This is a genomic window from Spirillospora sp. NPDC048824, assembly GCF_043198455.1.
GTDB lineage: Bacteria > Actinomycetota > Actinomycetes > Streptosporangiales > Streptosporangiaceae > Spirillospora.
In genome coordinates this window covers 560,324-568,712 of the sequence record NZ_JBICUS010000001.1, presented here as the reverse complement: position 1 = coordinate 568,712, position 8,389 = coordinate 560,324, and the positions used below count along the sequence as shown (strand labels likewise).

The 8,389-nt window shown below is 74.2% G+C and carries 7 protein-coding genes; 4 read left to right on the top strand and 3 right to left on the bottom strand.

Annotated elements, in window-relative coordinates; genetic code table 11:
* Nucleotides 1–52: 52 nt before the first annotated feature.
* Nucleotides 53–3,268 carry a BTAD domain-containing putative transcriptional regulator gene (locus ACGFIS_RS02535; protein WP_392910407.1) on the bottom strand — a complete coding sequence of 1,072 codons (3,216 nt, stop codon included), beginning with the start codon at nt 3,266–3,268 and terminating at the stop codon, nt 53–55.
* 127 nt (nt 3,269–3,395) lie between these two features.
* On the opposite strand from ACGFIS_RS02535, the gene ACGFIS_RS02530 reads away from it, so the two are divergent.
* Nucleotides 3,396–3,956 (top strand): dihydrofolate reductase family protein, encoded by a 561-nt coding sequence (locus ACGFIS_RS02530; protein WP_392910409.1) that lies wholly within the window; start codon nt 3,396–3,398, stop codon nt 3,954–3,956.
* A 113-nt stretch (nt 3,957–4,069) separates the two neighbouring features.
* Here ACGFIS_RS02530 and ACGFIS_RS02525 read toward each other — a convergent pair whose 3' ends face one another.
* Together ACGFIS_RS02525 and ACGFIS_RS02520 are read right to left on the bottom strand one after the other, a co-directional pair.
* Nucleotides 4,070–4,990: a helix-turn-helix domain-containing protein gene (locus ACGFIS_RS02525; RefSeq protein ID WP_392910411.1), complete on the bottom strand. Its 921-nt coding sequence runs from the start codon at nt 4,988–4,990 to the stop codon at nt 4,070–4,072.
* Entirely contained in the window at nt 4,987–5,343 is a 357-nt protein-coding gene (locus ACGFIS_RS02520; protein WP_392969144.1) for an SAM-dependent methyltransferase, read from the bottom strand. The genes ACGFIS_RS02525 and ACGFIS_RS02520 overlap by 4 nt, the downstream gene beginning before the upstream one ends.
* Nucleotides 5,344–5,613: 270 nt before the next feature.
* Here ACGFIS_RS02520 and ACGFIS_RS02515 point away from each other — a divergent pair, with 270 nt between their 5' ends.
* The 3 genes from ACGFIS_RS02515 to ACGFIS_RS02505 all read left to right on the top strand — a co-directional run bounded on the left by ACGFIS_RS02515 (nt 5,614) and on the right by ACGFIS_RS02505 (nt 8,325).
* Nucleotides 5,614–5,967 (top strand): YciI family protein, encoded by a 354-nt coding sequence (locus ACGFIS_RS02515; RefSeq protein ID WP_392910416.1) that lies wholly within the window; start codon nt 5,614–5,616, stop codon nt 5,965–5,967.
* Between the two features lie 161 nt (nt 5,968–6,128).
* Nucleotides 6,129–7,310: an RNA polymerase sigma factor gene (locus ACGFIS_RS02510; RefSeq protein WP_392910688.1), complete on the top strand. Its 1,182-nt coding sequence runs from the start codon at nt 6,129–6,131 to the stop codon at nt 7,308–7,310.
* Nucleotides 7,311–7,383: 73 nt separating this feature from the next.
* Nucleotides 7,384–8,325 (top strand): threonine/serine dehydratase, encoded by a 942-nt coding sequence (locus tag ACGFIS_RS02505; protein ID WP_392969141.1) that lies wholly within the window; start codon nt 7,384–7,386, stop codon nt 8,323–8,325.
* Nucleotides 8,326–8,389: the final 64 nt, after the last annotated feature.

Genomic DNA, 8,389 nt, shown 5'->3' with positions numbered 1-8,389 from the left:
GGGTCGCAATGATTCTTTGACAAATCGCGACAATCTCGCAATCCGCGACAAATCACTTGGCGGCGGCGCGCCAGATCGAGACGCCTTCCGGCGGGGCGCCCTCCGCGCGCCGCAGAATCTCCTCCGGGTCGAGGGCGGCCCCGGCGTCGAAGGCGTCCCCCGCGTCACCGATCCGCCCGGTGGCGCGGTCGATGTCGTCCTGCTCGGCCGGGCCGGGCGGCAGCCCCGCCTCCTCGCGGATGGCGGCCGCCTTCCCGAGCGTCTCCGCCGCGTCCCGGCGGCGTCCGGCCAGGCCGAACGCGCCCGCCAGCCCCTCCAGCGAGAACGCCAGGTCGCGCGGCGCCTCCAGCCGGATCGCGACGGCCAGCGCGTCCCGCTGGTAGGCGAGGGCCTTCACCGCGTCGCCGCGCGCCTCCGCCGCATACCCGAGCCCGGTCAGGACGAGCGGCAGGTAGAGCGGCGGGAACTCCTCCGGGGAGGAGGCCGCCAGCATGCGCCGCAGCCGGTCCTCCGCGTCGTCGAGGCGTCCTTCGCGACGCGCCACCAGACCGAGGCCGAGGTCGGCGAACGCCACGGCCTGCGCGAACCCCTGCTCCACGGCCACCCGGTGCGCGCGGCCGAACAGCCGCCGGGCGGACGCGTAGTCGCGCCGCAGGTGGGCGACCCAGCCCCGCCACGCCATCCGCACCGCCACGTCCGGCCACAGGCGCAGTTCCTCGGCCATCCGCTGCCCGTCGTGCTGGAGCCGCTCGGCGCGGTCGTAGTCGGCGGTCAGCTCGGCCAGACCGCCGAGCCACTCCACCGCCTGGAGCCGGCCCCAGCGGTCGCCGACCTCGGCGAACAGGGCGGCGGCCCGCTCGGCGTCGCGTTCCAGTGCGGCCGGGTCGCCGTGGGCGTGGGCGTGCTTGGCCCGCAGGATCAGCGCGGCCGCCTCGCCCCAGCGGTCGCCGGACGCCTGGAACGAGGTCAGCGCCTCCTCCAGGGGCGCCGCGCCCGCCCCGACGTCCTCGACCTCGAACTGGGCGAACATCAGGAACCACCGCGCCCAGGCGCCCAGGTGCTCGTCCCCCGCCTCCGCCACGAGGCGGAGCGCCTCGTCCCGCAGCACGGGCCAGTCTCCGCGGGTGCCCTTGAGGACGGACATGCCGGCCCGCCACGTCAGCGTCCGCGCGCGGACGGCGGGTGGACCGTCATGGGCGAGCGCGGCGTCCAGGGAGCGCAGCGCCTCGGTCAGCCTGCCGCGCAGGAACCAGTACCAGGCGAGCGCGTTGGCCAGCCGCAACGCGTCCTCGCCGGTGGCGGCGTCGAGCGCGACACGGAGATTCGCCGACTCGGTGTCGAGCCTGCGCAGCCAGCGCGCCTGCTCGGGCCCGTACAGGTGGCGTTCCGCGCGTTCGGCCAGCTCGACGTAGTGGCGGCTGTGCCGGGTGCGCGTCTCCCGGTCCTCTCCCGCCTCGGCCAGCCGTTCGGCGGCGTAGGCGGCGACCGATTCCAGCAGCCGGTACCGGGGCCCCTCCCCCGGACGTTCCGTCATGACGACCAGCGAACGGTCGACCAGCCGGACCAGCAGGTCCAGGACCTCCGGCTCGGGGACGTCCGCCCCCGCGCACACGGCCTCGGCCGACTCCACCGCGCAGCCGTCGGCGTGCACCGACAGGCGCCGCAGGACGGCCCGCTCCGGCCCGGTCAGCAGATCCCAGCTCCAGTCGATCATCGCGGTGAGGGTCCGCTGCCGGGCCGGGGCGCCCCGGTGGCCGGACGACAGCAGCCGGAACCGGTCGTCGAGCCGGTCGACCAGGCCCTCCACGCCGAGCGTCCGGACCTTGGTCGCGGCCAGTTCCAGGGCGAGGGGAATCCCGTCCAGGCGGCGGCAGACCTCCCCGGCCGGCCCGGCCGTCTGCGCGTCCAGGCGGAAACCCCGGGACGCCGCCTGCGCCCGCGCCGCGAACAGCCGGACCGCGCTCGACCCCGCGGGATCGTCGTCGCGGCCGGGCACGTCCAGCGGGGGGACGGCCCACACCACCTCGCCGGGCAGCCCGAGCGGCTCGCGGCTCGTGGCCAGCACCCGGATCCCCGGCACCCCGCGCAGCAGCCGCTCCACCAGCTCCGCCGCCTGCTCGATCACGTGCTCGCAGTTGTCCAGCACGAGCAGCAGCCGGCGTGCGCCGAGCGCCGCCGCGAGCCGGTCGAGCGCCGTCTCCGGGGCGCCGGGCGCGTCTCGGATGTCGAGGATCCCCGTCACGACCACCGCCAGGTCGGGGACGCCGGCCCGCTCGAACCCCGCCAGCTCCGCCATCCACACGCCGTCGCCGAACCGGTCCACGAGACCGGCCGCCGTCTCCACCGCCAGCCGCGTCTTGCCGACCCCGCCGTGCCCGGTGAGGGTGACGAGCCGGTCGGTGCCGATCCTCGCGCGGATCTCCCGGACGGCGTCGTCCCGCCCGATCAGCTCCGTCGGGGGGACGGGCAGGTTCGACCGCCGCGCGGACGGCGCCGGGGACGGCGGCGCGGCGGGCACGTCAAGGTCGGGGTCCTGCCGCAGGATCGCCCGCTGGAGATCGGCGAGCCCGGACCCGGGATCGAGGCCCAGCTCGCCGGCCAGCAGCGTCCGGTGGCCCTCGTAGCTCTCCAGCGCCTCGTTCTGCCGGCCCGCCCGGTACAGCGCCCGCATGTGCGCGGCCCGCAGCCGCTCACGCAGCGGATGCGCGGCGACCGCGTCACCGAGCTCCCCCGCCAGGACCCCGTGCTCCCCCAGGTCGAGCCGCACCTCGGCGTGCTCCTCCAGCGCGGTCAGCCGCAGCTCCTCCAGCCGCGCGATCGCCGGCCGCGCGAACGGCTCGTCCGCGAAGTCGGCGAACGCCGGTCCGCGCCACAGGTCCAGCGCCCCGGCGAGCAGCACCGACCGCTCCTTCGGCTCCGCGGCCTGGCGGGCGTCGTCCACCAGCCGCCGGAAGCGCCGGGCGTCGACCCGCTCGTCGCCGGCCCCCAGCAGGTAGCCGGCCGGACGCGACTCCACCAGCGCCCGCGCGCCCGGCTCCGCGTCCTCCAGCACGCGCCGCAGCTGCGACACCTTCGCCGACAGCGCGCCCATCGGGTTCCCCGGCAGATCCTCGCCCCACAGGTCGTCGATCAGCCGGTCGGCGGGCACCGGGCGGCCCTCGTGCACCAGCAGGTCCGCCAGCAGCGCCCGGACCTTCAGCCCGGGCACCGCGACGAGCCCGCCGTCGTCGGTCCACACGGCGAGCGCCCCCAGCACCCCGAAACGCACACACCGACCCTAATGCGGGCGGGTGACGGCGCCACCCGGAAATCGACCGTAAGAATCCCGTAAACGATCTGCCGCACAGTGGTTCCAGCAAGCCGGAAAGCACAGGATCGGACCGACGGAGGAAACCATGCGCAAGATCATCAACTCGACGTACGTCTCGCTCGACGGCGTCATCGAGAACCCGCAGAACTGGACCTCGGCCTACTTCCAGGACGAGGCCGCCGCCTACGCCCGCGAGCTGCTGTTCTCCTGCGACGCCCTGCTGATGGGCCGCACGACGTTCGACGGCTTCTCGCAGGCGTGGCCCGCCATGGAGGAGGCGACCGGCGACTTCGGCGTCCGGATGAACAGCCTGCCCCACTACGTCGTCTCCGACTCCCTGCAGAAGCCGGGTTGGGGCGACACCACGGCGATCCGGCGGTCGGACGCCGTCGCCGAGATCAGGAAGCTGAAGGAGCAGGACGGCCAGGACATCCTGCAGTACGGCTTCGGCGCCGTGTCGCGGACGCTCGTGGAGAACGGGCTGCTGGACGAGCTGCGGCTGTGGATCCACCCGGTGATCGTCGGCCCCGCCGACCTGAGCGAGCTGCTCGCGCCCAAGGACTTCTCGGCGTCGTTCGAGCTGGCGGGCACCGAGACGTTCAGCACCGGCGTCATCATCGCGACCTACCGTCCCACCGCGAAATAGGCCGGCGGACGGCAGGACGCGAGCATGCCGAAGCGGGCAGGGCCCCGGCCATGGTGCCGGGGCCTCGCCCGCGCTTCGACGGCCGCCCGTGCTTCGACCGAGCCGCCCGTGCTTCAGCCGAGCGGGCCGAGCCGGTCGAGGATGCTCCGCAGGAGGGCGAGCGTGCGGGTCGGCGGCTCCGCCTGGACGCCGAGCCGGTTCAGCACGTCCCGGTAGCGGATGAGGTCGGACGGCCGGTCCGGGTACAGCGCGCCGGTGAGCTGCTCCAGGTAGACCACGTCGGGCAGTTCGGGTTCGGCGAACCGCAGCAGCGTCATCGGGCCGCCCTCGGCCGCGTGGCCGCCGGCGGCGAACGGCAGGACCTGGACGGTGACGTTCGGGCGCGCCGCCATCTCGATCAGATGGCGGATCTGCTCGCGCATCGTCTCGGCGCCGCCGACCGCGCGGCGCAGCGCCGCCTCGTCGAGGACCGCCCACAGCTTCAGCGGATCGGGACGCTCGAACACGCGGCGGCGCTGCATCCGCAGCTCGACCCGCCGCTCGATCTCGTCCCCCGGCGCTTCCGGGTACCGGGCGGTGAGCAGCGAACGGGCGTAGTCGGCGGTCTGCAGCAGCTCCGGGACGTCCTGGACCTCGTACACGCGGATGACCACGGCGCCCTGCTCCAGCCCCAGATAGGGCTCGAACCAGGACGGCACCACGTCGCCGTACTCCTGCCACCAGCCGGGGACGTTCGCGTCATCGGCCAGTTCCAGCAGCGGCTCGCGAAGCCCCGGGTCGGTCACGCCGTAGTGGGTCAGCAGGTCGGTGACGTCGCGTTCCTTGAAGCCGACGCGGCCCAGCTCCATCCGGCTGATCTTGGAGTGGGACGCGCGGATCTCGTACCCGGCGTCCTCGGTGGAGATCCCGGCCGCCTCACGGAACCGGCGCAGCTGCGCCCCGACCAGCATCCGCAGCACCGTGGGGCCCGCCGCCCGGTCCCGCTGCGCGGGGACGACCGGGGCCGGTTCGTCCGGGGGTTCGCCCGCGCTCATGCCTTGCGCCCGACGGCGCAGAACTCGTCCACGTCGTCCGGCTCGCCGAACGGGCCCGGCTCGACCCGCCACCGCGACACCGGCACGACGCCCGGCTCCAGGATCTCCAGGCCCTCGAAGTACCCGGCGATCAGTTCGGGCGTGCGCAGGTGGTAGGGGGTCTCGCTCGCCTCGTTCCACATCCCGATCGCGGTACGGAACGCCTCGCCGGTGACGACGTCCGTGCCGTCGGCGACCGCGAGGTGGCTGCCGGGAGGCAGCGCGTCGAGCAGGCGCGCGACGATCGAGCGCGCCTCGTCGTGGTCGGGGATCTGGGGCTCGGACGGCACAGCGCCGCCCGCCGAATCACCCACGGTCGCCTCCTCGGACGCGCAAGAACCTTTCCACGGGACAAAGTTACTCGTAAGTGGTCAACTTGCCCACCGAAGCGGAATGTGTGGTTTCGCGGTGATCTGCGGGGATGTGTCGAGCATGCTCCCTTGGCACGACGGTGACCTGGCACGATACGGGTTCTGGAAAATCTTCCGAAGAAGTCGGGAGGGAATGTCGATCCGGTCACCCCTTCTTCGACGCGTCAGTGAAGGGCCGGAGAGACCGGCCCGGGTGAGACAGAGGAGACAGCGATGCGGTTCCTGATGATGACGACGGACACCGGCGCGGACCAGGGCCCGCCGGACGAGGCGCTGCAGATCGAGATGGGCAAGTTCATCGAGGAGATGTCCAAGTCCGGTGTGCTGCTGGCCACCGGCGGCCTGGAGCCGGGCGGCACCCGCATCACCTCGTCCGGCGGCAAGGTCACCGTCACCGACGGCCCGTTCGCCGAGGCGAAGGAGGCCGTCGTCGGCTTCGCGCTGATCGAGGTGCGCACCCGGGAGGAGGCGATCGAGATGTCCAGGCGCTTCTGGCAGATCGTCGGGGACGGCGCGGGCGTCATCAAGCAGGTCTTCGGCCCCGAGGACCCGATGCCCGGCGCGTGAGCCGCCCGGCGGGCTGAGCTTGCGCGGCGGCCGGTGCGGGTGCTCTCATCGGCAGCGTGACTGCCTCGAACGGTTCCGACGTGCGCCGATCCGGCGTGCACGCGAGCATCGACGCGGTGTGGCGGCTGGAGGCCGCCCGCATCATCGCCGGTCTCGCCCGGATGGTGCACGACATCGGGCTCGCCGAGGAACTCGCGCAGGACGCACTGGTCGCCGCGCTCGAACAGTGGCCCGAGTCGGGCGTCCCGGACAACCCGGGCGCCTGGCTCATGGCCGTCGGCAAGCGCCGCGCCATCGACCGGATCCGCCGCCGGCAGCGGCTCGAACACAAACTGGAGGAGATCGGCCGCGACCAGGAGACGCAGGCGCCGCCGGAGATCGACGTCCCCGACGACGAGCACATCGAGGACGACGTCCTGCGCCTCGTGTTCACCGCCTGCCATCCCGTCCTGTCCACGCAGGCCAGGGTCGCGCTGACGCTGCGCATGCTCGGCGGCCTGACCACCGACGAGATCGCGCGGGCGTTCCTCACATCCGAGCCGACGGTCGCGCAGCGGATCGTCCGGGCGAAGCGGACGCTGTCGGACGCGGGCGTGCCGTTCGAGGTGCCCGAGGGCCCCGACCGCGCCGCCCGGCTGTCGTCCGTCCTGGAGGTCGTCTACCTGATCTTCAACGAGGGGTACACGGCGACCGCCGGCGACGACTGGGTGCGGACGGACCTGTGCCAGGAGGCGCTGCGCCTCGGCCGGGTCCTCGCCGGCCTCGCGCCCGGCGAACCCGAGGTGCACGGCCTGGTCGCGCTGATGGAGATCCAGGCGTCCCGCATCCGGGCCCGCACGGGCCCGTCCGGCGAACCCGTCCCGCTCCTCGACCAGGACCGCGGCCGCTGGGACCGCCTCCTCATCCACCGCGGCTTCGCCGCCCTGCTCCGCGCCAAGGAGATCGGCGAGCCGCCCGGCCCCTACGTCCTGCAGGCCGCGATCGCCGCGTGCCACGCGCAGGCGCCCGCCGCCGAGGACACCGACTGGGTGCGGATCGCGTCCCTGTACGAGATCCTCGCGGGCGTCGCCCCGTCCCCCATTGTGGAACTCAACCGCGCGGTGGCCGTCGGCATGGCGCACGGGCCGGAGCGGGGCCTCGAACTCGCCGACGCGCTGGTGGACGAGCCGTCGCTGCGCGGCTACCACCTGCTGCCGAGCGTCCGCGGCGACCTGCTCGCCCGGCTCGGGCGGCCGGACGAGGCCCGCGCGCAGTTCGAGCGCGCCGCGGAACTCACCCGCAACGAGCCCGAACGCAAGATCCTGCTGGATCGCGCCGCATCCCTGGGCGGCGTCCCCCGTTAGACCCGCCCCCTCCCGTGACAGGCACCACTCGTGGTTTGGTACTGATGGGGGCCGGAGACGGAGAGGAATCCCAGTGATCGTTCATTCGGACGTCGCCGCCGCCGCGGTGCGCGTCGAGGACCATGTCCGGCGGACGCCGCTGCTCGCGGTCGACCCCGCCCCGCTCGCGCCCGCGGCACGGATGTGGCTGAAGCTCGAACTGACCCAGCACACCGGGTCGTTCAAGGCGCGCGGCGCGTTCAACCACGTCCTGGCCGCGCGGGACTCGGGACGGCTGCCGGACATCGGGATCGTCGCCGCCTCCGGAGGCAACGCGGGTCTCGCGTTCGCGTACGCGGCGTCGCGGGCGGGCGTCCCCGCCGAGGTGTTCGTCCCCGAGACCGCGCCCGCGGTGAAGGTCGCCCGGCTCCGCGCGCTCGGCGCCGCCGTCACCCAGGTCGGCACCCGGTACGCGGAGGCGCAGGACGCCGCCACCAAGCACGCCGCCGACACCGGGGCGCTGGTCTGCCACGCCTACGACCTGCCCGACGTGTGCGCGGGCCAGGGCACGCTCGGCCTGGAGATCCTGGACCAGACCGGCGGCGAGGCCGACACCGTCCTGCTCGCGGTCGGCGGCGGGGGGCTGATGGCGGGCGTCGCCGCCGCCCTCGACGGCCGCGCCCGCGTCGTCGGCGTCGAACCCGAGCGGATCCCGACCCTCGAACGCGCCCTCCACGCGGGCCGCCCGGTCGACGTGGACGTCTCCGGTGTCGCCGCCGACTCCCTCGGCGCCAGCCGGCTCGGCGAGATCGCGTTCACGGTCGCGTCCCGCACCGGCGTGCTCCCCGTCCTGGTCACCGAGGAGGCGATCGTCGAGGCCCGCCGGTTCGTCTGGGACGAGTACCGCCTGGCCGTGGAGCACGGGACCGCCGCCGCCGTCGCCGCCCTCCGCTCCGGCGCCTACCGCCCGTCCCCCGGCGAACGCGTCGTGGTCGTCCTGTGCGGCGCCAACACCGACCCGTCCGACCTGATCTGACGCGCCCGCGGCGGCGCCCCGCGCCGGACCGGTGCCCGTGAGCCGCACCGCCGTCCGAAACGCC